This is a genomic window from Microbacterium sp. BG28 (genome assembly GCF_034044005.1).
Classification (GTDB): domain Bacteria; phylum Actinomycetota; class Actinomycetes; order Actinomycetales; family Microbacteriaceae; genus Microbacterium.
In genome coordinates, this window is record NZ_JAXCHA010000001.1 from 143,895 (window position 1) to 170,094 (window position 26,200).

29 protein-coding genes are annotated in these 26,200 nt (G+C 71.0%); 16 read left to right on the top strand and 13 right to left on the bottom strand.

Annotation, left to right across the window (positions count from 1 at the left end; all coding sequences use genetic code 11):
* Positions 1-30 precede the first annotated feature (30 nt).
* Entirely contained in the window at positions 31-636 is a 606-nt protein-coding gene (locus SK224_RS00725) for a hypothetical protein (protein ID WP_320432940.1), read from the bottom strand.
* A gap of 530 nt (positions 637-1,166) precedes the next feature.
* Here SK224_RS00725 and SK224_RS00730 point away from each other — a divergent pair.
* Both SK224_RS00730 and SK224_RS00735 read left to right on the top strand, forming a co-directional pair.
* Positions 1,167-2,468 (top strand): hemolysin family protein, encoded by a 1,302-nt coding sequence (locus SK224_RS00730; RefSeq protein ID WP_320432941.1) that lies wholly within the window; start codon positions 1,167-1,169, stop codon positions 2,466-2,468.
* A gap of 100 nt (positions 2,469-2,568) precedes the next feature.
* On the top strand, positions 2,569-2,976 hold the full coding sequence (locus SK224_RS00735) for a glucose-6-phosphate dehydrogenase (protein WP_320432942.1): 408 nt from the start codon (positions 2,569-2,571) through the stop codon (positions 2,974-2,976).
* Positions 2,977-2,982: 6 nt separating this feature from the next.
* On the opposite strand, the gene SK224_RS00740 is transcribed toward SK224_RS00735, so the two are convergent.
* Positions 2,983-3,912 carry a diacylglycerol kinase family lipid kinase gene (locus tag SK224_RS00740; RefSeq protein WP_320432943.1) on the bottom strand — a complete coding sequence of 310 codons (930 nt, stop codon included), beginning with the start codon at positions 3,910-3,912 and terminating at the stop codon, positions 2,983-2,985.
* 188 nt (positions 3,913-4,100) lie between these two features.
* Between SK224_RS00740 and SK224_RS00745 the strand changes: the two genes are divergently transcribed.
* Positions 4,101-4,733, top strand: a complete 633-nt coding sequence (locus SK224_RS00745; protein ID WP_137417775.1) for a helix-turn-helix transcriptional regulator — start codon at positions 4,101-4,103, stop codon at positions 4,731-4,733.
* A gap of 11 nt (positions 4,734-4,744) precedes the next feature.
* Here SK224_RS00745 and moaA read toward each other — a convergent pair whose 3' ends face one another.
* Positions 4,745-5,803: a GTP 3',8-cyclase MoaA gene (gene moaA / locus SK224_RS00750; protein WP_320432944.1), complete on the bottom strand. Its 1,059-nt coding sequence runs from the start codon at positions 5,801-5,803 to the stop codon at positions 4,745-4,747.
* A 208-nt stretch (positions 5,804-6,011) separates the two neighbouring features.
* Here moaA and SK224_RS00755 point away from each other — a divergent pair, with 208 nt between their 5' ends.
* From SK224_RS00755 to cydC, 4 genes are all read left to right on the top strand, one after another.
* Complete coding sequence (locus SK224_RS00755) at positions 6,012-7,457, top strand: cytochrome ubiquinol oxidase subunit I (RefSeq protein WP_320432945.1); 1,446 nt, start codon at positions 6,012-6,014, stop codon at positions 7,455-7,457.
* Between the two features lie 10 nt (positions 7,458-7,467).
* Complete coding sequence (gene cydB / locus SK224_RS00760; RefSeq protein ID WP_320432946.1) at positions 7,468-8,499, top strand: cytochrome d ubiquinol oxidase subunit II; 1,032 nt, start codon at positions 7,468-7,470, stop codon at positions 8,497-8,499.
* A gap of 111 nt (positions 8,500-8,610) precedes the next feature.
* On the top strand, positions 8,611-10,326 hold the full coding sequence (gene cydD, locus SK224_RS00765; protein ID WP_320432947.1) for a thiol reductant ABC exporter subunit CydD: 1,716 nt from the start codon (positions 8,611-8,613) through the stop codon (positions 10,324-10,326).
* Positions 10,323-12,038: a thiol reductant ABC exporter subunit CydC gene (gene cydC / locus SK224_RS00770; protein ID WP_320432948.1), complete on the top strand. Its 1,716-nt coding sequence runs from the start codon at positions 10,323-10,325 to the stop codon at positions 12,036-12,038. The genes cydD and cydC overlap by 4 nt, the downstream gene beginning before the upstream one ends.
* Before the next feature lie 3 nt (positions 12,039-12,041).
* Here cydC and SK224_RS00775 read toward each other — a convergent pair whose 3' ends face one another.
* Genes SK224_RS00775 through SK224_RS00795 form a run of 5 tightly spaced genes read right to left on the bottom strand, consistent with a single transcriptional unit; the run spans position 12,042 to position 15,656 of the window.
* Positions 12,042-12,632 carry a GNAT family N-acetyltransferase gene (locus SK224_RS00775; RefSeq protein ID WP_320432949.1) on the bottom strand — a complete coding sequence of 197 codons (591 nt, stop codon included), beginning with the start codon at positions 12,630-12,632 and terminating at the stop codon, positions 12,042-12,044.
* Positions 12,601-13,674, bottom strand: coding sequence for an ABC transporter ATP-binding protein (locus SK224_RS00780; protein WP_320432950.1), 1,074 nt, complete (start codon positions 13,672-13,674; stop codon positions 12,601-12,603). Before SK224_RS00780 ends, SK224_RS00775 begins: the two co-directional genes overlap by 32 nt.
* Positions 13,671-14,474: an ABC transporter permease gene (locus SK224_RS00785; protein WP_320432951.1), complete on the bottom strand. Its 804-nt coding sequence runs from the start codon at positions 14,472-14,474 to the stop codon at positions 13,671-13,673. Before SK224_RS00785 ends, SK224_RS00780 begins: the two co-directional genes overlap by 4 nt.
* Positions 14,471-15,262 carry a molybdate ABC transporter substrate-binding protein gene (gene modA, locus SK224_RS00790; RefSeq protein WP_320432952.1) on the bottom strand — a complete coding sequence of 264 codons (792 nt, stop codon included), beginning with the start codon at positions 15,260-15,262 and terminating at the stop codon, positions 14,471-14,473. The genes SK224_RS00785 and modA overlap by 4 nt, the downstream gene beginning before the upstream one ends.
* 1 nt (position 15,263) lies before the next feature.
* Entirely contained in the window at positions 15,264-15,656 is a 393-nt protein-coding gene (locus SK224_RS00795; protein WP_320432953.1) for a TOBE domain-containing protein, read from the bottom strand.
* 68 nt (positions 15,657-15,724) lie between these two features.
* Between SK224_RS00795 and SK224_RS00800 the strand changes: the two genes are divergently transcribed.
* From SK224_RS00800 to SK224_RS00830, 7 genes are all read left to right on the top strand, one after another.
* Positions 15,725-16,105 (top strand): hypothetical protein, encoded by a 381-nt coding sequence (locus SK224_RS00800; protein WP_320432954.1) that lies wholly within the window; start codon positions 15,725-15,727, stop codon positions 16,103-16,105.
* 64 nt (positions 16,106-16,169) lie between these two features.
* Positions 16,170-17,261, top strand: a complete 1,092-nt coding sequence (locus SK224_RS00805) for a ThiF family adenylyltransferase (protein ID WP_320432955.1) — start codon at positions 16,170-16,172, stop codon at positions 17,259-17,261.
* A complete protein-coding gene (gene glp, locus SK224_RS00810; RefSeq protein ID WP_320432956.1) occupies positions 17,258-18,493 on the top strand; it encodes a gephyrin-like molybdotransferase Glp in 1,236 nt (411 codons plus the stop codon). The genes SK224_RS00805 and glp overlap by 4 nt, the downstream gene beginning before the upstream one ends.
* On the top strand, positions 18,490-18,966 hold the full coding sequence (gene moaC, locus SK224_RS00815) for a cyclic pyranopterin monophosphate synthase MoaC (RefSeq protein WP_320432957.1): 477 nt from the start codon (positions 18,490-18,492) through the stop codon (positions 18,964-18,966). Before glp ends, moaC begins: the two co-directional genes overlap by 4 nt.
* Positions 18,963-19,577 (top strand): molybdenum cofactor guanylyltransferase, encoded by a 615-nt coding sequence (locus SK224_RS00820; protein WP_320432958.1) that lies wholly within the window; start codon positions 18,963-18,965, stop codon positions 19,575-19,577. The genes moaC and SK224_RS00820 overlap by 4 nt, the downstream gene beginning before the upstream one ends.
* The gene (locus tag SK224_RS00825; protein ID WP_320432959.1) at positions 19,574-19,834 is read left to right on the top strand and encodes a DUF6457 domain-containing protein; all 261 of its coding nucleotides are present in this window, start codon (positions 19,574-19,576) and stop codon (positions 19,832-19,834) included. The genes SK224_RS00820 and SK224_RS00825 overlap by 4 nt, the downstream gene beginning before the upstream one ends.
* Positions 19,834-20,067: a MoaD/ThiS family protein gene (locus SK224_RS00830; protein WP_320432960.1), complete on the top strand. Its 234-nt coding sequence runs from the start codon at positions 19,834-19,836 to the stop codon at positions 20,065-20,067. The genes SK224_RS00825 and SK224_RS00830 overlap by 1 nt, the downstream gene beginning before the upstream one ends.
* Position 20,068: 1 nt before the next feature.
* Here SK224_RS00830 and SK224_RS00835 read toward each other — a convergent pair whose 3' ends face one another.
* The 5 genes from SK224_RS00835 to SK224_RS00855 all read right to left on the bottom strand — a co-directional run bounded on the left by SK224_RS00835 (position 20,069) and on the right by SK224_RS00855 (position 24,620).
* Positions 20,069-20,497 carry a molybdenum cofactor biosynthesis protein MoaE gene (locus SK224_RS00835; protein WP_320433775.1) on the bottom strand — a complete coding sequence of 143 codons (429 nt, stop codon included), beginning with the start codon at positions 20,495-20,497 and terminating at the stop codon, positions 20,069-20,071.
* Complete coding sequence (locus SK224_RS00840; protein ID WP_320432961.1) at positions 20,494-20,967, bottom strand: MogA/MoaB family molybdenum cofactor biosynthesis protein; 474 nt, start codon at positions 20,965-20,967, stop codon at positions 20,494-20,496. The genes SK224_RS00835 and SK224_RS00840 overlap by 4 nt, the downstream gene beginning before the upstream one ends.
* Positions 20,968-20,989: 22 nt before the next feature.
* Entirely contained in the window at positions 20,990-22,522 is a 1,533-nt protein-coding gene (locus SK224_RS00845) for an SDR family oxidoreductase (RefSeq protein WP_320432962.1), read from the bottom strand.
* A 67-nt stretch (positions 22,523-22,589) separates the two neighbouring features.
* The gene (locus SK224_RS00850) at positions 22,590-23,216 is read right to left on the bottom strand and encodes a phosphatase PAP2 family protein (RefSeq protein WP_320432963.1); all 627 of its coding nucleotides are present in this window, start codon (positions 23,214-23,216) and stop codon (positions 22,590-22,592) included.
* 54 nt (positions 23,217-23,270) lie between these two features.
* Positions 23,271-24,620 (bottom strand): multidrug effflux MFS transporter, encoded by a 1,350-nt coding sequence (locus SK224_RS00855; protein WP_320432964.1) that lies wholly within the window; start codon positions 24,618-24,620, stop codon positions 23,271-23,273.
* Between the two features lie 215 nt (positions 24,621-24,835).
* Here SK224_RS00855 and SK224_RS00860 point away from each other — a divergent pair, with 215 nt between their 5' ends.
* Together SK224_RS00860 and SK224_RS00865 are read left to right on the top strand one after the other, a co-directional pair.
* Positions 24,836-25,540 carry a DUF3105 domain-containing protein gene (locus SK224_RS00860; RefSeq protein WP_320432965.1) on the top strand — a complete coding sequence of 235 codons (705 nt, stop codon included), beginning with the start codon at positions 24,836-24,838 and terminating at the stop codon, positions 25,538-25,540.
* Between the two features lie 4 nt (positions 25,541-25,544).
* Complete coding sequence (locus tag SK224_RS00865; RefSeq protein WP_320432966.1) at positions 25,545-26,198, top strand: DUF305 domain-containing protein; 654 nt, start codon at positions 25,545-25,547, stop codon at positions 26,196-26,198.
* The last annotated feature ends 2 nt before the right edge of the window (positions 26,199-26,200 follow it).

The following is a 26,200-nucleotide window of genomic DNA, read 5'->3' on the forward strand; positions in this document are numbered from 1 at the left end:
GTGGGACGTGCGCGAGGCGGGGTCGCGACCTCAGGACAGCTCCTCCCACAGGGTCAGCGTGATCGTGCCGGAGTAGCTGCCGGGCGTGACATTCTTCGGGGTCTTCAGCAGCAGATCGGCCGTGGCGTCCCAGGTGCCGGCGGCGCTCTGCGCATCGAAGGCGATCGCGAGGAACTCGGCGTCCACGAGCCCGACGTTGTTGGGCCCTCCATCCAGCACGGTATCGACGTCCGGACCTTCCGCGACGTCGGCGCTCTGTGTCAGCAGCTTCGGCTTCCAGCCCAGGTGCCCGGGGTCGATCGAGGCGTCGCCGGACGTCAATGCGCTGGCCTGGCCCGTCACGTACCAGGCGGAACCGGCCGGGATGGCGTCGCGGTCATCGGTGACGGAGACGGTGGGGAGCGTGCCTTCGAAGACGCGCTGGTCGGGGTCGGCGGACTCCCCCTCGGTCAGGACGGCGGAGCCCGGGGCGACGCTCAACGTCAGAGCACCAGCATCGGGCAACGCCGCGATGTCGACGGTCACGTCGACATCGTCATTGCCGATCTCGTCCGCGACGGCCGCTCCCGCGGCGCCGATGAGAAGTGCGCCGCCGACCAGGCCGACGGCTGTCCGGGCGAGAAGGCCCTTCTTCATGGTGTGTCTCCGATCTCCGGCGAGGCGACAGCGCTCCGCCGAGCTCCAGGACGGCCGGGCTCTCCGGTCGCCAGATTGCCCGAGAGGGATGCGGCCGCAGCCGGACGCCTCTCGGCGAAAGGGACGATGTCGCCGCGTGCGGTCGCGACGTCGGGCCGTGGGCCGGCGTGCGCAGCGAGCATCGTGCACCTTTGCTGTGACCCGACGATGGGTCACTCACTCGTTGTTCGACGTGGTCAAGTCGTCACCGGTGCACGCCACAACGCGCGCAAGTGATGCGGGAGCGTCGAGCGGGGTGCGGATACGCGACATCGCGTGTTAGCGGTACCAGTGACTTGTGCTCGATGTTAGCGCGAACGCACGGCCTGTCAAGCTCGCCCGTGCCGCCCTCTCTCGGCGAACACCGAGCATCACACCGACCCGTCCTCGTACGCTGGTGCGATGACGCACTCTGGCGATTCCTCCGACAGTCATAGTCCGCGCGCCCGGGTGACCCCGGGCGTCTGCCTGCACATCGAGGAGGTCGGCCGTTGAACGGCGACCTCCTTCTCAATATCGCGCTCGTCATCGTCTTCGTCCTGATCGGCGGCGTGTTCGCCGCCACGGAGATGGCCCTGGTCACCCTGCGCGACAGTCAGGTCAATGCCCTCGCGGCGCGGGGCAAGCGTGGTCGTAAGGTCGCCGAACTCGCCCGGAATCCCAACACCTTCCTCTCCGCCGTCCAGATCGGCGTGACGGTGGCCGGATTCGCCTCGGCCGCGTACGGCGCCTCGTCGATCGCCCCGTCGGTGACGCCGCTGTTCGTGTCGCTCGGACTCGCCGAGTCCGCCGCGGCGACCGTTGCGACGATGGTGCTCACCCTGGTGATCGCCTACCTCTCGCTCGTGCTCGGTGAACTCGTGCCCAAGCGTCTCGCGATCCAGCGCAACGCGCAGTTCGCCTACGCCGTCGCCCCGGTCCTCGGCGGATTCGCGCGGTTCATGCGTCCCGTCATCTGGCTGCTGTCGGTGTCGACGAACGCTCTCGTGCGGCTGCTCGGCGGCGACCCGGACAAGACCGCCGATGAGCTCACCGATGAGGAACTGCGCGACATCGTCTCGAGTCATGAGGGCCTGCCGGAGGACGAGCGCCGCATCCTCGACGACGTGCTCTCGCTGCGCGACCGCCAGATCAGCGAAGTCATGCGACCCCGCCCCGAGGTCGTCGCGCTCGACGCCCACGAGTCGATCGACAACGCCGCCGCGCGGGTGAAGGACCTGCCGCACTCGCGATATCCCGTCATCGACACCTCGATCGACGACATCGTCGGGTTCGTTCACGTGCGCGACATCTTCGACGCCGCGTCCGCATCCGACCGCGGCGAGCTCGTCTCCCTCGCTCGCGACATCCCGTATCTCCCCTCTTCCGCGCGTGTCCTGCCGACCCTCACGGGGATGCGGGCGCAGGGGCACCACATCGCGGTCGTCGTGGACGAATACGGCGGCACGGACGGCATCGTCACGCTCGAGGACCTGGTGGAGGAAGTCGTCGGCGAGATCTTCGACGAGTACGACACCGACGCGGTCGCCGAGGTTCTCAGCGCCGAGGGCGGCACGGTCGACGGCCGGCTCAACCTGCAGGACTTCGAAGAGGCCACCGGTATCACCATCCCCCGCGGCAGCGCCGATACCGTTGCCGGCTACGTGGTCGAGAGGCTCGGGCGCCTCGCCCGCGTGGGCGATGTCGTCGACGTCGACGACGCGATGATCCGCGTGAGCGCGATCGATCGACGCCGGATCAGTGAACTGCACGTGACGCGCGCACCGGCGTCCCGCGAAGAGGTCCCGAACTGATCGTGCTGGCGGGGGACGGGGCGCCCGGCCCCCGCCAGGTGATCTACCGTTGTAGAGGCAGGATCCGCGCACCCGAAGCGCGCCCGCCAGGAAGGACCCCGTGAGGATCGCATCGTCATCGGACTGGCGGCAGAACATCCCCTTCGAGACCCCGCTGCTGGTCGCCGACATCGCGCCGGGCGAACCGGGTCGCTGCGCATCCTGCCCCGCCGACGCACCCATGCGTGAACGCACGGAACTGTGGGCCGTCAAGCATCGCCACCCCAACAACCACGACGGATTCGTGCGCTTCTACTGCGCTGAGCACCGCCCCGAGCCGCCCCGCGCACCTGCGCCCGCAGCGCCCGCGGTACGCGCGAAGCGCAGCGCGACTCGTCAGGATGCGCCCGCCCGCCGGGCCGCGCCGAAGCCCGTTGTGCCCGAGCGCGTGCGCGCCGTGTGTCCCACGTGCTTCCTCGAGGCGAACGCCAACGGCGTGTGCGGCATGTGCGGCGAGCAGATCGCCTGAACCCGCTCAGCGAACGCGCAACGCTCCGACCTCGACACTGACCGCGAAACCGGTCACCTCGCCGACCTCTTCGCCGTCGATCTCGAAGGCGCACGGCTCGGACAGCTCGACGCTCAGCCGCTGCGCCTGTGCGTGGCGCGCGGATTCCGTGCTCGTCGCCGAGCGCTCGCGATCGAACAGGCGAAGGATGCCGTTGTCCCACATCGCGGTGCGCAGCGTCTCGAGCCAGTCGCCGACGCCGGCCGCGCTCATCACGAGCACATCGAGCAGCCCGTCATCCAGCTGCGCGTCGGGGAAGAGAGTGACCCCGCCCTGGATGGCACCGCAGTTGCCGACGAGCAGCGTGTGCGCCTCGACGCTCTGCGCCGGCTCGCCATCGAGCGCGAGGCGCACATCGATCACGCTCGATGACGACAGGGCGCGCCCCATCGCCGCCACGTAGGCGAGCCATCCCGCCTTCGACTTCAGATCGTCGTCTGTCTCGGCGAGCATCTGCGCGTCCAGACCGAAGCCGACCATCACGACGAAGGCGTGGCGCTCGGTGCCGCTCTCCCGGGTGAGGTCGACCCAGCCGATGTCCATCGAGCGCGACTCCGATGTCAATGCCCGGCGCATGGCGGCCGGGAGACTCAGCAGCGGCACGCCCAGGTTGCGCGCCAGCAGGTTGCCGGTGCCACGGGGCACGATGCCGAGCGCGACGTCCGTTCCGGCGAGCCCCTCCGCCACCGCCCGCACGGTGCCGTCGCCGCCCGCGGCGATCACCAGATCGCACCCGGCTTCGATCGCCGCGCGCGCCGGCCCCTGCCCCGGATCCTCGGGAGTCGTCTCGAACCACTCGGGCTCTGCTTCCGCGCTGACACCGGCCCACGCGCGCGCGAGATCCTCGCGCTTGGTCTTGCTCGGGTTGTAGATGACGGCGGTGCGGGATGCGGGCATGCACACATGCTCTCACCCCCGCGCAGCGCAGGTCGCCGCTTGCCGTGGGACCGGTTGTGGTGCTCTCCCGCAGGAGCCGTGGATAACCCACAAGGCTCACCGCACGAATGCGCGACCCCGACTGTAGAACCTCGGAAATGTTGTGGTCTGACCTTTCAATTTCATCCGAAAACATGAACAATGAAGACATGACCCGCCCCGGCTACAGCGCGATCTCCAGCTACTCGCGCGTCCAGATCCTCCACGTTCTGCAGAAGCGCGGACAGCGCACGGTCGCCGAGCTGTGCGAGGCGACCGAGCTGCACCCGAACACGGTGCGCGAGCACCTGCAGCGCCTGCTCGACGGCGGCTACATCGTGGCCGAGACCGAGCACCGCACCACCCGCGGACGCCCGCGCGTGCTGTACAGCACCACCTCGGACCGTCAGGGCATCAGCGTTATCTCACAGCGCAAGGTGCGCGAGGCGGCGCAGCGCGGCGACCTCATGCGCCGCATCATGCCGTGGACGAACGTGTCGGACACCGGGCTCACTCCCGATGCCGTGCACCAGATCGACGCTCTCGTCGAAGACCTCGGCGATGCCGGCTTCGAGCCGATCGTCGACGAGGCCGAGCTCACCGTCGACATCTCCCCCTGCCCCAATGCGGGCGCGGATCCCGACCACCGCGAGACTCTGTGCGATGTGCACCTGGGGCTCATGGACGGTGTTCTCGCCGAGGCCGGAGGCCCGCTGCGCGTGGACAAGATGGCCGCCTCGTGCGATCCGCGCAACTGCGTCGTCAAGCTGATGCTCGCGCAACGGGTGACGCTACCGGCATGAACGAGCGGCCCTCAGCCGCCGATCGCGTTCATTCCCCGCGACGGCTGCAGGAACGAGGGGTCATCGATGGCGTGCCCAGCGAGCTTGCCCGCGATACACGAACGCAGCATCGCGTCGACCTGAGCGTCGGACGCGCCCCCGCGCAGCAGCGGCACGAGGTCGTACTCACTCGTGGAGAACAGGCAGTTGCGCAGCTGTCCGTCGGCGGTCAGCCGCATCCGGTCGCAGTCACCGCAGAACGGCGCCGTGACCGACGCGATGACACCCACGGTGTGCGGTCCGGCATCGAGCGTCCAGCGTTCGGCGGGCGCGCCGCCGCGGCCCGGCACGGGGGTCAGCTCCCACCGGCGGCCGAGCGCTTCGAGGATCTCCTCGCGGGTGACCATCTGCGATCGGTCCCAGGTGTGGCCCGCATCCAGCGGCATCTGCTCGATGAAACGCATCTGCGCGTCATGCGCGACGGCGAACTCGACCAGGTTGACCAGTTCGTCGTCGTTGACCCCGCGCATCGCGACGGCGTTGAGCTTGAGCGGACGGAGCCCGGATGCGGCGGCTGCGGCGATCGCCTCGCGTACCTCTTCGAGCCGGTCGCGGCGCGTGAGCTCGGCGAATCGATCGCGCCGCAGCGTGTCGATGGAGATGTTCAACCGGCTGAGTCCCGCCGCAACGAGGTCGGGCAGAAGCTCGGGCAGTCGGATCCCGTTGGTGGTCATCGCGATCGCGACCGGCCCCTCGGGGGATTCGATGCGCGCCAGGCGCGCCACCACGTCCACGATGTCGCGGCGCAGCAGAGGTTCACCGCCGGTCAGCCGGAAGGTGCTGATCCCGTCGGCGGCGGCGACGCGGGCGACGCGTTCGATCTCGTCGGTCGTCAGAATGCTGTTGCGCGCGAGCCACTCGTTGCCCTGCTCGGGCATGCAGTACGTGCAGCGCAGCGAGCAGCGGTCGGTCAGCGAGATGCGAAGGTCCCGATGCACCCGGCCGAACGCGTCGACGAGCGGATCTCCCTGTCGTTGCCGCCCCGCATCCACGGGCGGCGTCCGGCGCAGCTGGAGCGGAATCGCCGTCATCCGCTCACCTCCGCCGTTCGATCGCCCATGACACGAGGGTACGTGCCGCGCTCGGACCCCCGGCGCGCATCGGGGCGCAATTTCCTCGCCATTATTCACGGCCGCCCCCTGCGGCCATCTCATTTCGAACTGCGACACTGTGCCGCAACCTCTCATCCGGCCGGTCCCGCGGCCCGGAGTCGAGGCGAGGGCTCTGAAGGGGACGCTCATGGATTTTCTTGATCCGCTCGCGCTCGCGCGCTGGCAATTCGGTCTGACCACGCTGTACCACTACCTGTTCGTCCCGCTGACGCTGGGCATGGGCCTGATCGTCGCGATCTTCCAGACCTGGTGGGTGCGCACGGGCGAGACCAAATGGCTCCAGCTCACCCGCCTGTTCGGCAAGATCTTCCTGATCAACTTCGCCATGGGCGTGGTGACCGGCATCGTGCAGGAGTTCCAGTTCGGCATGAACTGGTCGGCGTACTCGCGCTTCGTCGGCGACGTGTTCGGCGCTCCCCTCGCCTTCGAGGGCCTGCTCGCCTTCTTCTTCGAGGCGACCTTCATCGGGTTGTGGATCTTCGGCTGGGATCGCCTGTCGAAGCGTGTGCACCTGGCCACGATCTGGTGCGCCTGGATCGGCGCGACGCTGTCGGCGTACTTCATCCTGGCCGCGAACTCCTTCATGCAGAACCCCGTCGGCTACACCATGTCGCCCGACGGCACCCGCGCCGAGATGACCGACTTCTTCGCGGTGCTCACCAACCGCGTCGTGCTCGCGACCTTCCCGCACACGATGTTCGCGGCCATCATGTTCGCCGCCGCTGTCGTGGTCGCCGTCGCCGCCTGGCATCTGGCCCGCGGGAAGCACTTCGAGTCGATGCGTCCCGCCCTGCGCTTCGGGATGTGGACGGTCATCATCTCCTTCGCCGGCACCGCCATCTCCGGCGACCTGCTGGGCCTTCAGATGGTCGCCACCCAGCCGATGAAGATGGCGGCCGCGGAGGCGCTGTACAACACGGCGTGCGGAGCGGATGCCTCGTTCTCGATCTTCTCGCTCGGCACCCCCGACGGCACGAGTGAGATCTGGTCGCTGCGTGTGCCCTATCTGCTCTCGTTCCTGTCCACCCACACGCTCGACGGCTGCGTGGAGGGCATCAACAACCTGAACGCCGAGTACACCCAGAACTGGCCCGTGTTCGCCGACCAGCTGGGCGGCGACCTGCCCTTCGCGCCCACCATCTGGATCACCTACTGGTCCTTCCGCTGGATGATCGGCTTCGGCGGCATCGCAGCGTTGATCTCCGTGGTCGGCCTGTGGCTCACCCGCAAGAAGGCGAAGCGCGCTGTCCCGCAGTGGGCGTGGCGCGTGGCGATCTGGTCTGCACCGCTGCCCATGTTCGGCAGCCTCGTCGGCTGGCTGTTCACCGAGATGGGGCGTCAACCCTGGATCGTGTTCGGTCTCATGCTGACCCAGGACGGTGTCTCGCCCAGTGTTCCGGGATGGAACGTGCTGATCTCACTGATCGCCTTCACCCTCACCTACGCGGCTCTGGCCGTCGTGGAGTTCGGCCTCATCCTGAAGGCCGCGAGAAAGGGGCCCGAGCCGATCCCCGAACCCGGGGACGGCCAGAGCGCCGACGACGATGCCCACCGCATGACCACGGTCTACTGAGGAGCTCGCCATGGATCTCGCATACGTCTGGTTCTTCATCGTCGGCGTGCTGTTCGTCGGATACTTCGTGCTCGACGGCTTCGACTTCGGAGTCGGGATGTCGCTGCCGTTCCTCGGCAAGGACGACATCGGCCGCCGGCAGATCATCAACACGATCGGCCCCGTCTGGGACCTCAATGAGACGTGGGTCATCGTCGCCGGCGCGTGCCTGTTCGCGGCCTTCCCGGAGTGGTACGCGACGCTGTTCAGCGGGTTCTACCTGCCGCTGCTGCTCATCCTGCTCGCTCTCATCGCCCGCGGCGTCTCCTTCGAGTACCGCCATCAGCGCGACTCGCTGCGGTGGAAGAAGGGCTTCGACACGATGATCGTCGTCGGCTCCGCGCTTCCTGCGCTGCTGTGGGGGGTGGCGGTCGCGAACATCGTGCAGGGCGTGCCTCTGGACGCACACCACGAGTTCACGGGTTCGCTGCTGACGCTCCTGAACCCGTACGGCCTGCTCGGCGGTCTCACCACGCTGCTGCTCTTCTTCACGCACGGCGTGTACTTCGTCGCACTCAAGACCGACGGCCAGGTGCGCACCGACGCCCGCAAGCTCGCCCGCACCTCGGGACTGCTGACCGTCGTCGTCGCCGCCGCGTTCCTCGGCTGGACCGTCATGAACGCGATGGGCGCCCAGGCTCCCGCGCTGCCGCTCGTGATCGTCTGCGCCGTTCTCGCAGCCGTGCTGCTGATCGCATCCGTGCTGGCCAATGCGACCGACCGCGAGGGGTGGGCATTCGCCTTCGGCGCGGGCACCGTGGCGTTCGCCGTGCTGACGCTGTGGCTCGCGCTCTTCCCGAACGTCATGCCGTCCTCGACGGATCCCGCGGGCACCCTCACGATCGAGAACGCCTCGAGCACCGACTACACCCTCACGATCATGACCTGGGCCGCGGTGGTCTTCCTGCCGCTCGTGCTGCTCTACCAGGGCTGGACGTACTGGGTCTTCCGCAAGCGCGTGATGCGCTCGCGGATCGAGAAGGCCGCAGCGGTCGTCCACTGACTGCTCGCATCCGCTCCTCCCCTTCGGAGCGGATGAGGGCACACCCCCGTCGGACCGGCGGATGCTCCCGGGCATCGGCCGGTCCGCCGGCACATGAGGCAGGATCGAAGAGTGAGTACGGACGCCGCCACCCGCGCGTCGGGCAGCAATCGCCCGATCGATCCGCGGCTGCTGCGATACAGCTCCGCGTCGCGCCACTTCCTGCTGATCACCGCCGCGATCGTGCTCGCGCAGACCGGCGTGATCATCGGCTTCGCCTGGCTCCTGACGACGGCGTTGGTCGGCGCGATCGCCGGCGAGCCCGTCGAGACCCTCCTTCCGGCCCTCGGTGGTGCTGCGGGGCTCGCGCTCCTGCGAGGGCTGCTGATCGCCGCATCCGAGCGCACGTCGGCGGTGGGCGCAGCGCGGGCGTCGCTCCAGCTTCGTGCGGCCCTGGTGTCCGCCGTCGACCGACTGGGCCCCGCGTGGCTGTCCCGCCGCAACAGCGCGGCGCTCGCGGTCACGGCGGGCCACGGTCTCGAGGCGCTCGACGCCTATTTCGGCCGCTACCTGCCGCAGCTGGTCGCCACCGCGATCACGATGCCCGTGTTGATCGTGACGATCCTCGTATCGGATCCTCTCTCGGGCCTCATCGTCGTGCTCACGATGCCCCTCATCCCGCTGTTCATGGTGCTGATCGGTCTGGCCACACAGACCGTGCAGCGCCGGCAGTACGGAACCCTGCAGCATCTGGCGTCCCGCTTCGCGGACACGGTGGCGGGCCTCGGCACGCTCAAGGTCTTCGGACGCCAGCACCGCGCCGCGCGCAGCATCGAGACCGTCACCGCCGACTACAAGCGCGAGACGATGGCAGTGCTGCGCGTCTCGTTCCTGTCCGGCTTCGCGCTCGAGTTCCTGGCGTCCATCTCCGTCGCGATCATCGCGGTCGAGATCGGCTTCCGGCTGCTGGGCGGACAGATGCCGCTGCTGGTGGGGCTGTTCGTGCTCCTGCTCGCGCCGGAGGCGTACCTGCCGTTGCGGCAAGTGGGTGTGCAGTTCCACGCCGCGGCCGAGGGCGTCGCCGCGACCGACGAGATCTTCCAGACTCTGGACGACGCCCGCGCGCTCTCGCCGGCAGCGTCCGTCGCCCCCGCCGCGACCCCGCCGGCGACAGCAGGACCCCTGCTTCGCCTGGACGATCTGCGCGTGCCGCGCGGGGATCGCGAGATCGGCCCGATCGACTTGGAACTGTCGGCCGGAGAGGTGGTGCTGCTCGAGGGCCCCAGCGGCGCGGGCAAGTCGAGCATCCTCGCCGCCCTCCTCGGCTTCGCCGACTACACGGGGCGTATCGAGGTCGCGGGCACCCCGGCGACGGATGCGGCCGCCCGCGGCATCCTGGCGTGGGCGGGTCAGCGGCCGGGACTGGTGACCGGCACCGTGGCGGAGAACGTCGCGCTCGGCGACGAACATCCCGATGAGGCTCTCGTGGCGCGATGTCTCACCGACGCGGTCGCGGACGTCGACGGCGCAACGACGCTCGGCGTCGCCGGGGCGGGACTGTCGGGCGGTCAGGCGCAACGCGTCGCGGTGGCACGCGCCCTGTACCGGATGCGGCACCGCGGGACGCCCGTCCTGGCACTGGACGAGCCGACGAGCGCCCTCGACGCTCAGACCGAGGCCGCTCTGTGGCAGACCGTGCGTCGCGCGGCCGATACCGAGGGCGCCGCCGTGCTTCTGGTCTCTCACCGGCCGACGGCACGGACGATCGCCGACCGCGTCATCGTCGTGTCGTCCGCCGCCGCTCTCGATTCCGCGCTGGATGCGTCCGGGGAAGGGGGCGCGGCGTGAGAACCTCCGACGTCCTGCGGTCGGCGCAGCCGCCGCTGCGCAGCTTCTGGTGGGCGCTCGCGGCCGGCACGGGAACCGCCGTCAGCGCGATCGCCCTGCTCGCGGCCAGCGCGTGGCTCATCACGCGTTCCGCCGAGCAGCCCGCCGTCATGTACATCACCGCGGTGGTGGTGGCCGTCCGCGCCTTCGCGCTCGGACGCGGTGTCTTCCGCTACCTCGAGCGGCTGAGCGGGCACGATGCCGCGCTCGGACGCCTCGCCACCGTGCGCGCCGGCCTCGTGCGCCGCATCGTGCCGCTCGCCCCCGACGGGCTGGGGACGACCCGGCGCGGGGCGCTGCTGTCCCGCCTCGTCGACGACGTCGACGAGTTGCAGAATCTGCCTCTGCGTGTCGTCATGCCCCTCGCGACGGCGACCCTCGCCGCCATCGCGAGCGTCGTGTTCACGGCCTTCCTGCAGCCGATCGCCGCCGCCGTGCTGGCCGTATGCCTCGCAGCGGCCTTCGCACTGGCCGCGTGGGTGGGCTGGCGCGCCGGCGCACGGGCCGAGAACCGCATCGCGCCGTTGCGCTCCCACCTCTCCGACGCGCTCCTCGACCAACTGACGGCCCTCGACGTGCTCACGGCGTTCGAGGCCACGGATGCGGCCCGCACCCGCATCCGTCACGCCGACGAGCAGCTGCGCCGGGCCACCGTGCGCCGCGCGGGCGCGCAGGGGCTCACCTCCGGCGCCGTGTCACTCGTCGCCGGGATCGCCTCGCTCGCCACTCTGCTCGCCTCCGCCGCCCTGCTCGGGCAGGGCGGCTTCGACGGACCGGCCCTGGCCGTGGTCGTCCTCCTGCCGATGGCGGTGTTCGAGGTCTTCGGAACGGTCCCGCTGGCCCTCGCGGCGTGGCGCCAGGTGCGCACGGCCGCGCAGCGCGTGGCGGAGACGGTGCCCGACGAGGTGCCCGCCGGGCTCCCCCGGGACGAACCGTTGGCCACGGGAGACGCCCCGCCCCTCGGCGACGGACTGCGTCTGTCGGGCGTCTCGGCGCGTTGGCCCGACCGCCTGGGCGCGCAGACGTTCCCGGACGACGCCGCAGCCGCATCCGTCGACGATGCCGGCCGGCTGGCGGAGATCGATCTGGACGTACGCCCCGGCGAACGCGTGCTCGTGACCGGCCCGAGCGGCGCGGGCAAGACGACCCTCGCGCACGTTCTCGTCCGCTTCCTCGACTACGAGGGCTCTTACCGCATCGGTGGCCGCGAGGTGCGAGAAGTCTCCGGCGATGATCTGCGCCGGACGATCGGTCTTTGCGAGCAGTCGCCGTACCTCTTCGACGAGACGCTCCGACAGAACCTGCTCTTCGCCCGCGACAGTGCCGAGGATGCGGAGCTGTGGGACGTGCTGGGGCGCGTCGGTCTCACCGGCTGGGCACGCGAGCGGGGCGGCCTCGATGCCGACCTCGGCGAGCGCGGCGTCCTCGTGTCCGGCGGGCAGGCGCAGCGGATCGCGCTCGCACGGGCGCTGCTCGCGCGGTTCCCGGTGCTCGTGCTCGACGAGCCGACGGCGGGCGTGGATCCCGCGGCCTCCGATCGGCTGCTGCGCGACCTGCTGGGCGCCGTGGAGGCCGACCGCGCCGTCGTGCTGATCTCGCACGTCGCGCCCCCGGACGGGCTGGTGGACCGGGAGGTGCGTCTCGAGAACGGCCGGTTGGCGGCATCCGCCTGAGGTCTAGATCTCGAGCGTGAACAGCTGAGCGCCCTCGGGTGACGTGGCGCGCGCGAATCCCAGGCGGTCGTAGAAGGCCAGTGCTCCCGCGTTGCGGGCGTCCGCGCCGAGGTGCAGGCCGCGCACACCCCGCTCGCGCAGCGCCTCGACGAGGGTGTCGACCAGGCGCCGCCCCGTGCCCTGTCCCTGCAGCGCGGGGAGCAGATCGATGTGCAGGTGCGCGGGGTGGGTGGCCCGCAGGGCGCTGCTCTCCATGCGCGCATCCGCTTCGGCGACGATCGCCCACTGCCTGGCGTTCGCGTCGGTGTGCGCGTAGCGGGCGCGGTGATCCGGCCACCAGTGCTCCGCGAACCAGGCGTCGAAGGCGATCGTGTCGTCGGTCGCGACGATGTATCCCGCCGGCCGCCCCTCGGCGTCCTCGGCGACGAAGGCGAGGTCGGGATGACGATCGAGGTAGGGCGACAGGTACAGGTCGGCCCAGAGACCGTCGTCGGTCAAGATGCCCGCACCGTCGGAACCGGCCGCCGCCGTCGCGAGACAGACCGCCGCCAGTGCGTCTTCGTCACCCGGACGGAACGGACGGATGACTCCCATGCGCCGAGCGTACCTCCGGCAGGATACGGACGCGCTCGGAGGCCACAGACAGCGTGACCTCCACCCCCGCACGCAGGCCGCGCGCCGCGAGCTCATCGAGCGAGACGTCAACGGCTATCCCGCCGATCGCGGTGTGCACGCGCGCGCCCGCGATCGTGGGTTCGACCCTCACCACCCGGGTCGCCCACGATCCGGGTGTGCCGTCGCCCACGATCCGCACGTCTGCGGGGCGGAACACCGCCGCGCCCTGCGCCGCGTCACCCACGTCACCGCGCCCCTCGATCAGCACCCCGTCGACCCTCACTCCGCCGGCGTCCGCGGCGCCCACGATGCGGTTGAGTCCGGCCAGCGAGGCGACGAATGCCGTCGCCGGCGCGCCGAGCACGTCACGCACCGCACCCTCCTGCGTGAGTCTGCCCGCCTCGATGACCGCGACCCGATCCGCAAAGGCGACCGCATCCACCGCGTCGTGCGTCACCAGCACACACGTGCGTCCCGCGAGGTGCTCGGCCAGCAGCGCTCGGATGCCGTCCGCCGTCACCGGATCGAGCGAGGTCAGCGGCTCGTCGAGCAGCACGAGCCGGGGGGATGCGGCGAGCGCACGCGCGATGGCGACGCGCTGCTGCTGTCCTCCGGACAGGTCCGCGGGTCGCCGTTGGCCCGCGCCCGGGAGCCCCACCCGCACCAGCCACTCCTCCGCCAGCGCCCGCGCCGCGCGGGCCGACACCCCGGCGGCGCGGGGCCCGAACGCGACGTTCTCGCGCGCGCTCAGGTGCGGGAAGAGGTGGGGGTCCTGCCCGAGCAGCACGGTCCCGCGGCGGGCGGGCGCGAGTTGGAATCGCGGGGTCGAGACCTCGTCCTCGTCGAGCATGATCCGTCCCCCACTCAGCGGCACGAGACCGGCCAGCGCGTCCAGCAGCGTGGACTTGCCGGCGCCGCTCGGGCCCATGATCGCCACCGTCTGGCCGGACGCCACCGAGAGGGGGACGTCCAGGCCGAATCCCGGCCGCGAGACGTGGATGCGGGCGTGCACCGCGGTCATCGCACAGCCCCCGGCCGCCACGCCCGCACGAGCAGCAGAACCAGCACCGCGGTCGCCAGCAGCAGCAGCGACAGCGCGACGGCGGCGCTCTGTGACACTCCTGCCCCGTTGAACGCGGTGTAGATCGCGAGCGGCATGGTCTGGGTCACGCCCGGCGCGTTGCCGGCGAACAGCGCGGTGGCGCCGAACTCGCCGATCGCCCGGGCGAAGCAGAGCACGACGCCGGCGACGAGTCCGGGGGCGGCCAGCGGGAGGGTGACGCGGCGCAGCACCGCCCACCGGCCGGCGCCGAGGGATGCGGCGGCACGCTCGTAGCCCGTGCCGATGGCACGCAGCGACCCCTCGACGGCGAGCACGAGGAACGGCAGTGCCACGAAGACCTGCGCCATGACGACGGCTGTCGTCGTGAACGGCACGCGCACCCCGATCCCGCCGAGGGCGTCGCCGAGCACCCCGTTTCGTCCGAACAGGTACAGCAGCGCGACACCGCCGACCATCGGCGGAAGCACGAGGGGCACGGTCACGAGCGCGCGCAGCACCGCGGCGGTGCGGGGAGCCGCACGCGCGATGAGCAGCGCGAGCGGCACACCGACGACGACGCAGACGGTCGTGGCGATGACCCCTGTGCCGAGCGACAGCGTGAGCGCGCTGAGCGCGGCCGGCGAGGTGACGTCGGAGAGGAAGGTGGACCAATCGACACGGGCGATGAGCGCGAGCAGAGGCAGCAGCAGGAACGCGAGTCCGACCGCCGCAGGGAGGGCGAGGGAGCGCGGCAGGTGGCCGCGCGGGGCACCGCTCACGGTGCGCCGAAGCCGTGTGCGGCCAGGACCGCCTGCCCCCGCTCGCCACGGACGTACGCGACGAACGCGGCGGCGACCGCCGCGTCGGGCGCGTCCTTCAACACGGCGATCGGGTACCGGTTGACGACGGCTCCCGCGCCGTCGGGCGTGAGCGAGTCCACATCGTCGCGGCCCTTGACGTCGGTCGCGTAGACCAGGCCCGCGTCGGCCTCGCCCGCCGCCACCTTCGTCAGCACCGCGGTCACGTTCTGCTCCTGGCTGACCGGGGTGACGGTCACGCCGGCCGCGCTCAGCAGCTTCTGGGATGCGGCGCCGCACGGCACCTCCGGCGCACACAGGACGACGGTCGCGCCGGGCTTGGCGAGGTCGCCGAGCGACGCGATGCCGGCGGGGTTTCCCCGGGGCACCGCGATGACGAGTGTGTTCGTGGCGAAGACCTGCGGATCCCCGGCCAGGCCCGCATCCACCACCTTGTTCATGTTGTTCTCGTCCGCCGACGCGAACACGTCGACGGGCGCGCCGCCGATGATCTGCGTCGCGAGGGTCGACGATCCGTCGTACGAGATCGGCGGGATCTGCACGCCGGGGTGCTCCGCCTCGAAGCCCTGGGCGATCTCGTCGAATGCGGCACTCAGAGATGCGGCGGCCGAGATCGTGAGTGTTCCGGTCAGCTCCGCGGCTCCGGACGCGCTCGGTGCCGGCGTCGGCTCGGCCGTCCCGGCGCAGCCGGCGAGCAGCAGGCAACCGGCGACGACCAGGCCGATCAGGGAGAGGCGGCGAGCGGGCATGTCAGTCCTTCGGGGTCTCGACGATGACGGTAGTGGCCTTGACGACGGCGACGGCGAGGGATCCGGGCTCGAGAGCGAGGTCCCGGGCCGACTCCGCCGTCATGAGCGAGACGACCCGGTGCGGCCCGGCCTGGATGTCGACCTGCGCCATCACCCCGTCGATCTGGACCCGCGTGACGAGGCCCACGAAGCGGTTGCGCGCACTCGAGAGAACGTCGCTCGGGTCCTCGGATGCGGCAGCGAGCTCGCTCGCTCGCGCGGCGAGCGCGTCGCCGGGGACTTCCACGGGGGTGGCATCGGTCGTCGGCAGGATGCCCTGGTCGATCCACCGCCGGACGGTGTCGTCGCTGACACCGAGTAGCCGCGCGGCGTGGGACACCTTGAAGGAGCGCATGCCTCTCACGATATCCGCATTCGCGGTGTATCAGCGCCGATTCCGCCGCATCCGCGCCCCGCGATTCGGTGACGTCGATCGACGGCGAGGTCAGGGTCTTCGAACGGTTCTCGGTCGCCGGCGATCCTCACCTCGCGCTCGAGACCGGCGACGCGACGATGGCCACGACGCTTCTGAACCCCCTCGAGGCGTTCCTGTCCCGTCGCGCGCTGTGGGAGCGGGCAGCCACCGATGCGGTGGTCGTCGAGTTCGGTTCCGAGGACCCGACGCAGGCCGAGCTCGACGAGGCGGCCGACGACCTCAAGGCCGAGCAGATCGTGGTCTTCCCCGACGGCGCCGTCACGGTTCACTTCACCGACACGTGCGGTCAGCACTTCCCGGACGGATACTGGCCCGCCGTTCACTTCGACCCCGACGACGCCATCGCGAAGGTGACCGTCGAGTCCTGAGGATGCGGCGTCGCCCCTGACCCCGGCCGATCCCATGCCCGCCGGCCGCGACTACCCTGGGGTCATGCCCCTGCCCGCGCTCGTCGAGCCGGTTGCCGCGCTGTCGGAGTTCGAGCGCGCCCGCACCGCACGCCATGCTGTCCTGGCCGGATTCGGTGAACTCGGTCAACGCCGTCTGGCTGCCGGCCGTGTCGCCGTCATCGGCGTCGGCGGACTCGGGTCGCCCGTCGTGCTCGCACTGGCCGCCGCTGGCGTGGGTGAGCTGATCGTCATCGACGACGACGAGGTCGAGTTGACGAATCTGCAGCGTCAGGTGCTGCACCGTGTCGGGGATGTCGGCGCGCCGAAGATCGACAGCGCCCGCCGCGCCGCCGACGACCTGGGCTCGGCCACCGTGGTCACCGGCATCCGTGCGCGCATCGACGAGGCGAACGCGGATCGGCTGCTCGCCGACGCGCACCTGGTCATCGACGGCAGCGACACCTTCGCCACCCGCGCGGCGGTCGCCGCGGCCTGCGAGCGCCGCGGCATCCCTCTCGTGTGGGGAACCGTGCAGGAGTTCGCGGGCCAGGTGACCGTGTTCTGGTCGGCACCACCGAAGGGCGTCGCCGCCGTCGTACTGTCCGATCTGTACCCGCCCGAGACGGTGGGCGAGGTACCGTCCTGCTCTCAGGTCGGCGTCCTCGGGGCCCTGTGCGTGCAGGTCGGCGGAGCGCTCGCGATCGAGGCCGTCAAGCTCATCACGGGTATCGGCGAGCCGCTGCTGGGCCGCATCCTGCTCATCGACGCCCTCACCGCCCGCGTCCGCGAGGTCCCGCTGCTCCCGAGCGGGCAAAGCCCGGCGCCGGCGCCCAAGCCACTCCCCGAGATCGCAGAGATCGACATCGCGGAGTTCGATGCGCGCCGCGCCGCCGGGGTCGCCGTGCTCGACGTGCGCGAGCCCGAGGAGACGGACCTGGGTACAGTTCCCGGCGCGCAGCTGGTGCCGCTGGCCGCCGTCCTCGAGAATCCTGCCGCGCTCGGCGTCGGCCCCTATGCGGTGGTATGCAAGGCCGGGATGCGGGCGCGCCGCGCCGCACGCGCCCTCGCTGCGGCGGGAGCCGACGTCGTGGTGCTCGCCGGTGGTATGGATGCGTGGAGCAGAGGCCGCGCATGAGCATCCGTACCGTGGAGGAACAACTCGCCATCGTGCTCGCCGAGGCGGCGACCCTGCCCGCTGAGCGGGTCGCGCTGTCCGCCGCGGCGGGCCGCACGACCGCCGCGCCGGTGCACGCCGGTGTCGACATCCCCGTCTTCGAGAACTCCGCGATGGACGGTTTCGCGGTGCGCTTCGCCGACGTCCGAACGGCCACGGATGCCGAGCCGAGTCGGTTGCGCGTCATCGCCGACCTGCCCGCCGGGACCGCCCTCGACCCCGACCTGCGGCCCGGTGAGGCCGCACGCATCATGACGGGCTCCCCCGTGCCCACCGCTGCCGACACGATCGTGCCGTTCGAGCACACCGCCGGCGGGCTCGACGATTCGCTCGGCGACATCGCCGTGCTCGTCGCCCCGTCCGCATCCGGCGCACACGTGCGTCGACGCGCTGCCGACCTCTCCGCCGGCGATGTCGTGATCGGAGCCGGCGTTCTGCTCGGCCCGCTCCAGATCGCGGCGATCGCGGCGGCGGGTGTCGGCGAGGTCGAGGTGACGCGGATCCCGCGCGTCGCGGTCGTCTCCACCGGCGACGAGCTCGTCGCTCCGGGGCTCCCCCTGCGACGCGGACAGATCCCCGAGTCGAACAGCATCCTGTTGGCCGGCCTCGCGGCGGCCGCGGGCGCCGAGGTGGTGCTGCGTGCGAGCGTCGACGACACGGACACGTCGCTGCTCGAGGTCCTTCGCGATGCGGACGTCGCCGGCGCGGACGTCGTGATCACCTCCGGCGGCGTCAGCGCAGGGGCGTACGAGGTCGTCAAGAACGCGCTCAGCGGCGACATCGCCTTCCCCAAGGTCGCCATGCAGCCGGGCAAGCCGCAAGGCTTCGGGCGCCTCGCTGCGGGCCCCCTCCTCTTCGCCCTGCCCGGCAACCCCGTCTCCTCAGCCGTCTCCTTCGAGGTGTTCGTGCGCCCGGCGCTGCTGCAGCTGCTCGGTCGCACCGAGCTGCACCGCGATACCATCCGCCTTCCCGCGGCCGCCGGATGGCGCACGCCGCCCGGCCGCCGCCAGTACCTGCCCGCGGCGATCGACCGCTCCGATGCCGCAGCCTGGCGCGTGGGACCTGCCACCGCCGGCGGCTCGGGCTCCCACCTCGCCGGCGGCCTCGCGCGCGCCGAGGCCTACGCCGTTGTGCCCGCGGAGGTCGTGGAGGTCCGCGAGGGCGATCTCGTCGATGTCATGCTGATCTCATGAGCTTCACCCACCTGGATGCGGCGGGCCACGCCCGCATGGTCGACGTCACAGCGAAGCAGCCCACCGTCCGTTCGGCGACGGCTCGGGGCTTCGTCCGCGCCTCCGTCGACATCGTCGCGGCGTTGCGCGACGGCTCGGTCCCCAAGGGGGATGTGCTCGCCGTCGCACGGATCGCCGGCATCCAGGCGGCAAAGCGCACCCCCGACCTGCTGCCGCTGGCGCACGTGATCGGGGTCCACGGGGCGGTCGTCGACCTCGCCGTCGTGGACGAGGGCGTCGAGGTCGAGGCGACGGTGCGCACCGCCGACCGCACCGGCGTGGAGATGGAAGCGCTCACCGCGGTGACCGTGGCGGCGCTGACCGTCATCGACATGGTCAAGGCGATCGACAAGTCCCCGTCGATCGAGAACGTGCGGATCGTGCGCAAGGAGGGCGGCAAGTCCGGGACCTGGCACCGTCCGGGCGAGGCATGAGCGACCTGCAGGCGATCATCCTGACCGGTGGCCGCGCGGCACGCCTCGACGGGATCCCCAAGGCGCTCGTGCGCCTGGAGGGCGCCACCCTGCTGGAGCGCGCGGTCCACGCCGCCCGTGCCGCGGGCGCCGCCGACATCATCATCGTCGGCCCCGCGATGGACCCCGCCCCCGATCGGGTGCGATGGGTGCGGGAGGCCCCGGCCTTCAGCGGACCCGCGGCTGCGCTGCATGCTGCGATGTCCACCGCCGCGGAGGATGCGGCCTGGACGCTCGTGCTCGCCGTCGATCTCATCCGTCCGGCGGAAGCCGTCGCGCGCCTGATGGCGGATAGAGAGCTGTGGCCCGCCGACACCGACGGCGTGTGCCTCGGCGATGCCTCCTCACGCCCGCAATGGCTGACGGGGCTCTACCGCACCGCCGCCCTGGCACGCGGAGCCGCATCGCTCGACGACGAAGGCAGAGACCAACCGGTGCGCCAGATCATGGCCGAGCTTGCCATCGCGGTCGTGCGCGCACCGGACGACGTCGTGGCCGACATCGACACGTGGCAGGATCTGCAGGATGCGGGAGCCGTCGCGCCCCGCGCCGAGAAGGAGGACGACCGATGAGCGAGCACCTTCCACCGGAGGCTCTCGACGAATGGGCGGCGCAGATCGCCGACCGTCTTGGCCTCACGCCCGAGAACCTGCCGATCTCGGCCGTGCTGGATCTGGCAGGCGTGGTCGCGCGGGGAGTCGCACGCCCCGCGGCGCCCGTGAGCACTTTCGCGGCGGGGCTGGCGGCCGGACGAGCCGGCGGCTCTCCGGAAGACGTGCGCCGCGCGATCGCCGAGATCACCGATCTCGTGGCCGAACGCGAGGCGTGATGGCACACGTCCGCTACTTCGCTGCCGCCGAAGAGCTCGCCGGGCGAGCCGAGGAGCACCGGACGGAGACGACGGTCGGAGAGCTCCGACGCGCCCTGGCCGAGGAGCGCCCGGGCCTCGGCGGCATCCTGCCACGGTGCGCCGTGCTGGTCGCCGGAGCGCGGCGCGACGACGATGCGCCCCTGCACGCCGACACTCTGGTCGACGTGCTGCCGCCCTTCGCGGGCGGCTGAGTCAGCCGCCCAGGCCCTTCCACGCGGTCGTCCCGTCGGACTCGACCTGGCGCTTCCAGACCGGCAACTCGCGCTTGATCTGCTCGATCACCTCGCGGCACACGGTGAAGGCCGCATCGCGGTGCCCGGATGCGACGGCGATGACCACCGCGGCGTCGCCGACCTCCAGCCGGCCGATGCGGTGACTGACGGCAACGAGCGCGCCCGTGTCGCCGATGGCCTGCTCGGCGATCCGGTGCAGGAACTGCTCCGCATCCGGGTGAGCCGAGTACTCGAGCGCCACGACCGCGGTCCGTGCATCCGGGTCGTTGTCGCGGACGCGGCCCACGAACGTGGTGAGCGCGCCGGATGCGGCGTCGTGCACGGCGGCGAGGTGCGCGTCGAGATCGAGGGGCTCGGCGCTCACGCGGGCGATGACGACGGGCATCAGTGGTCTCCTCCGGCGAGCTGGTCGACGACGTGATCGGCGACGGCGATGATCAACGGCATCCCCTCCGCGACCGCTGCCGGCTTTCCCGGCAGATTGACGATGAACGCGCCTCGCGCCGTTCCCGCCAGACCACGGGTGAGCAGGGCCGCAGGCTTGCTTTCACCACCGCGACGGCGCAGCTCCTCAGCGATGCCCGGCAGCTCCCGCTCGATGACGCGCGCGCTCCCCTCGGGCGTCTGATCCCGGGGAGAGACACCCGTTCCGCCGGAGGTGACGACGAGTCGCGCTCCGTCAGCGAGCGCAGCGCGCAGGGCGCTCTCGACGCTGTCGGCGCCGTCGGCGACGACACGAGCCGGCGGGCACTCCCACCCCGCGGCGCGCAGTCGCTCGACCGCGACGGGTCCGGATGCGTCCTCTCGCTCGCCCGCAGCGGACCGATCGGACACGGTGATGACAGCCGCCAGACGCATACCGGCCAGCCTACGGCGCGCGTCAGAGCTCGCGCGCTTCGGCGGCCGCGATGATGTGCTCGGCCATGCCGCGGAAGACGAAGCCGTGGAACGGCAGAACGGCGAACCAGTACAGCCGGCCGCTGAGCCCGCGGGGGAAGAACACCGCCCGCTGGTCGTAGCGCGACCCATTCGTCTCGGGCGTCACGGACAACTCGAGCCACGCGAGGCCCGGCACCTTCATCTCGGCGCGCAGCCGCAGCATCCGTCCCGGCTCCACCGCTTCGACGCGCCAGAAGTCGATCGCGTCTCCGACGGCGACGCGGGTGCGGCTGCGGCGGCCCCGGCGCAGGCCCACCCCGCCCACCGCGCGGTCCATCCACCCGCGCACGGCCCAGAGGATCGGCGTGGAGTACCAGCCGTTCTCCCCTCCGATGCCCGCGACCACGCTCCAGAGATCTTCCGGCGATGCGGTCGTCACGGCGCTGCGCGCATCGGTGTAGACCGTGCGCCCCGCCCACTCGGGATCACTCGGCAGCGGGTCGCTGGGAACCCCGGAGACCTCGGCGTCCTGCCAACTCGTCTCGATGTCGTCGGCATCCACGCGTCCCAGCGCGAGCTGCACGGCGCGCCGGTACGACGTCAGACCGCCCTCCGGCGGCGGGATGACCTCGTCGATCGAGCGGTCCTTGATGACGCACTCGTTCTGCAACGAGGCGATGAGGGGTCGCGCGATGGAGCGGGGCACCGGCGTGACGACATTGACCCAGTGCGACGCGAGTCCCGGCGTCAGCACGGGCAACGGGGCGATGGGCCGTTGCGGGAGGCCCGCCTCCACGGCGTAACCGTTCATCATCTGGCCGTAGCGAGGGGCGTCGGGACCGCCGATGTCGAACGCGCGGTCGACGTCGGGGGCAAGACGGGCCGCTCCCAGCAGGTAGTACAGGACATCGCGCACCGCGATCGGCTGCACGCGGTTGCGCACCCACTTCGGCGCCGGCATGTACGGCAGCACCTCGGTGAGGTGGCGGATCATCTCGAAGGATGCGGAACCCGAGCCGATGACGATGCCCGCCTGGAGCACGGCGGTCGGAACCGGACTGTCGAGGAACACCTCGCCGACCTCGACCCGGCTCGCGAGGTGCGGCGACAGCGGAACGCCCTCGGGATGCAGCGCACCCAGGTAGACGAGGCGTGAGACGGATGCGGCGGCCGCCGCATCCGCGACCGTACGCGCGGCGGCCAGGTCGGTGTCTTCGAACCCCTTGCCCTGCCCCATCGAGTGCACGAGGTAATACACGACATCGACCCCGTCGCAGGCCGCAGCCATGGCTTCGGGGTCGGTAACGGAGCCCTCGACGATCTCCACGTCGCCTCCCCACGACAGGGCCCGCACGCGCTCGGCGTCACGGGACAGCACACGCACCCGGTAGCCGGCGGCCAGCAGGCGCGGGGTGAGCCGCCCACCGATGTACCCCGTGGCGCCCAGCACCAGCACGAGCGGCGTCGTGCCGTCCTCACGGTCCAGGGCGCGCAGGGCGGACTCATGCCCGGTGGGCGAGGAGAGCGTCGTCATGCTGCGAGGGTAAGCCCGTCCACCGTGTCGGGGGTCGGCTCTTGACAGGGCCCGCGGGAAAGCCGCCTCAGCGGCGCTCGGGTTCGAGGCGGCGCCCGAGAAGCGCGGTGCACACCAGCGCGACGCCCACGCCGACGGCGATGCCGCCGATGGCGTCCGTGAGCCAGTGGGCGTGTAGGTAAGTGCGGCTGAACGCCATGAGCAGTACCCAGGCGGCGGCGACGATGATCGTCCACACCCGCGGCAGCAGCACGACGAGCATGGTCGCCACCGTGGCGGCGTTCGCCACGTGGCCCGAGGGGTACGAACCGAAGTCGCTCAGCACCGACATGTCGGCGGGACGCCCCCGTGCGAACACGTTCTTCAGGATCTGCACGACCAGAGCGCTCGCCGCGATCGCGATCACGAGCGTCGCGGCCGACCAGGGACGCCGCGCCAGCATCAGGATCGTCACGCCGACGACAGGCACGACGAGCGAGCCGACGAGCGTTCCGCCGGCGACATTGAGGAACAGCGAGAGCTGTGTCAGAAACGGCGAGGCGGCCGCGGCGAGCAGGTCGTTCCAGGCGGTGTCGATGGCGAACGGCGCATCGCCGCTCAGCACGATCCACACCCCGATCGCCACCCCGAGCGCGACGAGCCCTCCCCCGAACCACAGGATGCCGCGGCGGGCAGAGGCGCTGGGCTGGCTCATCGCGTCAGTCTGGCACGCGCATCCGGGATCCGCGGGGTGGAACGCGACGGTGTCTCAGGGCGCGAGCTGGGCGACCGTGCGCGGCCGCACGATGAGCCAGAGCGACAGCGCGGCGATCACGCCGCATCCGACCATCACCGATGCCATGGTCGTGGGCGAGATGGGCGCCCCGTGCGACAGCCCGCCCACCAGCGGGGAGATGATGCCGGCGACGCCGAAGTTCGTGGCCCCGATGATGGACTGCGCGGTTCCCGCGGCGTTGCCGTGCCGGTCGAGTGCCAGCACCTGCACGCACGGGAAGGTGAATCCGCACGTCGTCATGAAGAGGAACAGCGGCACGACGGTGCCCCACACTCCCAGCTGCAGCTGGTCACCGACGATGATGGCGGCGCCGGTCAGTACCAGAGCCGCTGTCGAGAATGCCAGCACCCACTGCGGCCCGAAACGGGCGGCGAGCCGGGATGCGGTCTGCACGCCGATCACGAGGCCGACCGAGTTGGCGGCGAACAGGAGGCCGTACTGCTGCGCGTCGAAGCCGTAACTCTGCTGGAAGAGGAACGAGGACGCCGACAGGTAGGAGAACAGCCCGCTGAAGGTCATGCCGCCGATGATCAGTACGCCCACGAAGACGCGGTCGCTGAAGACGCTCCGGTAGCGCTGCCAGATCGTCGTCGAGCCCCGCTCCTGACGGCGAGCGCGCGGGAGGGTCTCGGGGATGAAGATGAGCGCGGACACGAGCATGACGACGCCGTAGACGGCGAGGACGACGAAGATCCCGCGCCAGGGCATGACCTGCAGGAGCCAGGAGCCGACGAGCGGCGCCAGCACCGGTGCCACGCCGGAGACGAGGGCGAGCCGCGAGAGCATGACCACGAGCCGACGTCCGCCGAACAGGTCGCGCACGATCGCGGCCGCGACGACACCGCCGGCCGCGGCGCCCGCGCCCATGAGCACGCGGGTCACGCCCAGGCTCACAAGATCCGGCGCGAAGGCGGCGGCCGCACTCGCCACGATGTGAAGGCCCGTCACGATCAGCAGGGGGATGCGGCGCCCCAGCTTGTCGCTCAGGGGTCCGACGACGAGCTGGCCCAGCGCGAATCCGATCGTCGTCCCCGTCAGGGTCAACTGGATCATCGCCGCCGTCGTGTCGAAGTCCGCTTCGAGGATGGGGAACGCCGGCAGGTACAGATCGATCGTGAACGGCCCGAGCGCGGTGAGCGCGCCCAGCAGCACGATGTAGAGCACGCGACGCCAGGTCGCCATGGCATCGCCGGGGTGCAGCACGATGGGGGCCGTCGCCGGGTTCGAGCCGAGCGTGCGGATGGCGCCCGTCGCCGGGCGCGGCACGCGCACCGAACCGGTGGCGGTGGTCTCGTTGCGGTCGAAAGCGGGGGCGTCAGACAAAGGGGTACCAGTTCGCAAGAGGAGGAGGGCGCCGATCGGCGGGCCGCAGTCGAAACGATTCGAGCGGCAGGTCGATTCTATCCGAGCTCGTTCGACACCGGCCCGGACGACTTCCCAGCCCCCACAAAATGCGTTCGCATAGAATCCTCCCGGGCCGGCAGCATGGCCCGTGTTCCGCCCTTCCGTGCCCGCACCCACCCGAGGACGTACATCGCATGACCCCGACGCCCGACAAGCGCCAGAGCGGCAATCCCGCGACCCAGGCGAAGATCGCCAGTTCGCAGAAGCAGGAGCGCGAACAGCGCCGTCAGGAGAAGCTCGCCGAGTACCAGCGCCAGCTGGCCAAGCGCCGGCGCAGCAAGCTCGTGTGGTGGGTCGTCGGCTCGGGGGCAGCGGTCGTCGTCGTCGCGCTCGTGGTCGCCTCGATCGTCTTCACTCCGAAACCGGTCACGTACCAGGCTCAGAACTCCACGGGCGCGGTCATCGACGGCGTGGAGACCTTCTCGAACACCACGAATCACGTCGAGGGTCCGGTCGAGTACCCGCAGACCCCGCCTGCGGGCGGCGAGCACAACCCGTTCTGGCTCAACTGCGGCATCTACACCGAGCCCGTCCCGAACGAGAACGCCGTGCACTCGATGGAGCACGGCGCGATCTGGGTCACGTACGACCCGACCAAGGTGGGCGATGACGAGCTCGCGACCCTGAAAGGCTTCTTCCCGCAGACGTACACCCTGCTGTCGCCGTACGAAGGCCTCGACTCCCCCATCGTGCTGAGCGCGTGGAACGCGCAGCTGAAGCTGGACGCCGCGGACGACCCCCGCATCCCCGAATTCTTCACGGAGTACTGGCGCAGCCAGAACGCCCCCGAGCCCCTCGCCGCGTGCAGCGGCGGCGTCGACGCGCCCGGCCGTCAGTGATCCGATGACGGGAGTCGCTCAGCGCCGGCCGGGCCGGTGGATCGCCGTCGGCCTGGCCGCGCTGGCGGTGATCGCCGTCGGCTTCGCGATCGGGCGCTTCTCGCTCTTCGACAACGGTCCGGCCGTCCCCAACGCTGCCGACATCGGATTCGCACGCGACATGCAGGTACACCATGATCAGGCCGTCGAGATGGCGATGATCGCCTACCAGGGAACCCGGGACGACACGGTCAAAGCCCTCTCCTACGACATCGCCACGGGCCAGGCCGCTCAGAACGGGATGATGTTCGAGTGGCTGACGCAGTGGGGCGTGCCGCAGCAGGGCGCGCTCATGAGCTGGATGGGCGACGCCGACGGTCACGGCTCGCACAGCACGGCAGCGAGCGCCGACCCGGCCGAGGTCCGCGCCTCGATGGGGATGGCCACCGACGCAGAGCTGGCCGAGCTCCGCAGCGCGACCGGCACTGCGCTGGACTGCCAGTTCCTGACGCTCATGATCCGTCACCACGAAGGCGCCATCCCGATGGCCGATGCCGTGCTCGAGCGCGGCAGCATCCCCCGGGTACTCCAGGTCGCGGAGACGATGAAGACGAACCAAACGGCGGAGATCGACGCGATGCGCGCCTCGCAGGCACGACTGGGCTGCTCGGCCGGCTGAGC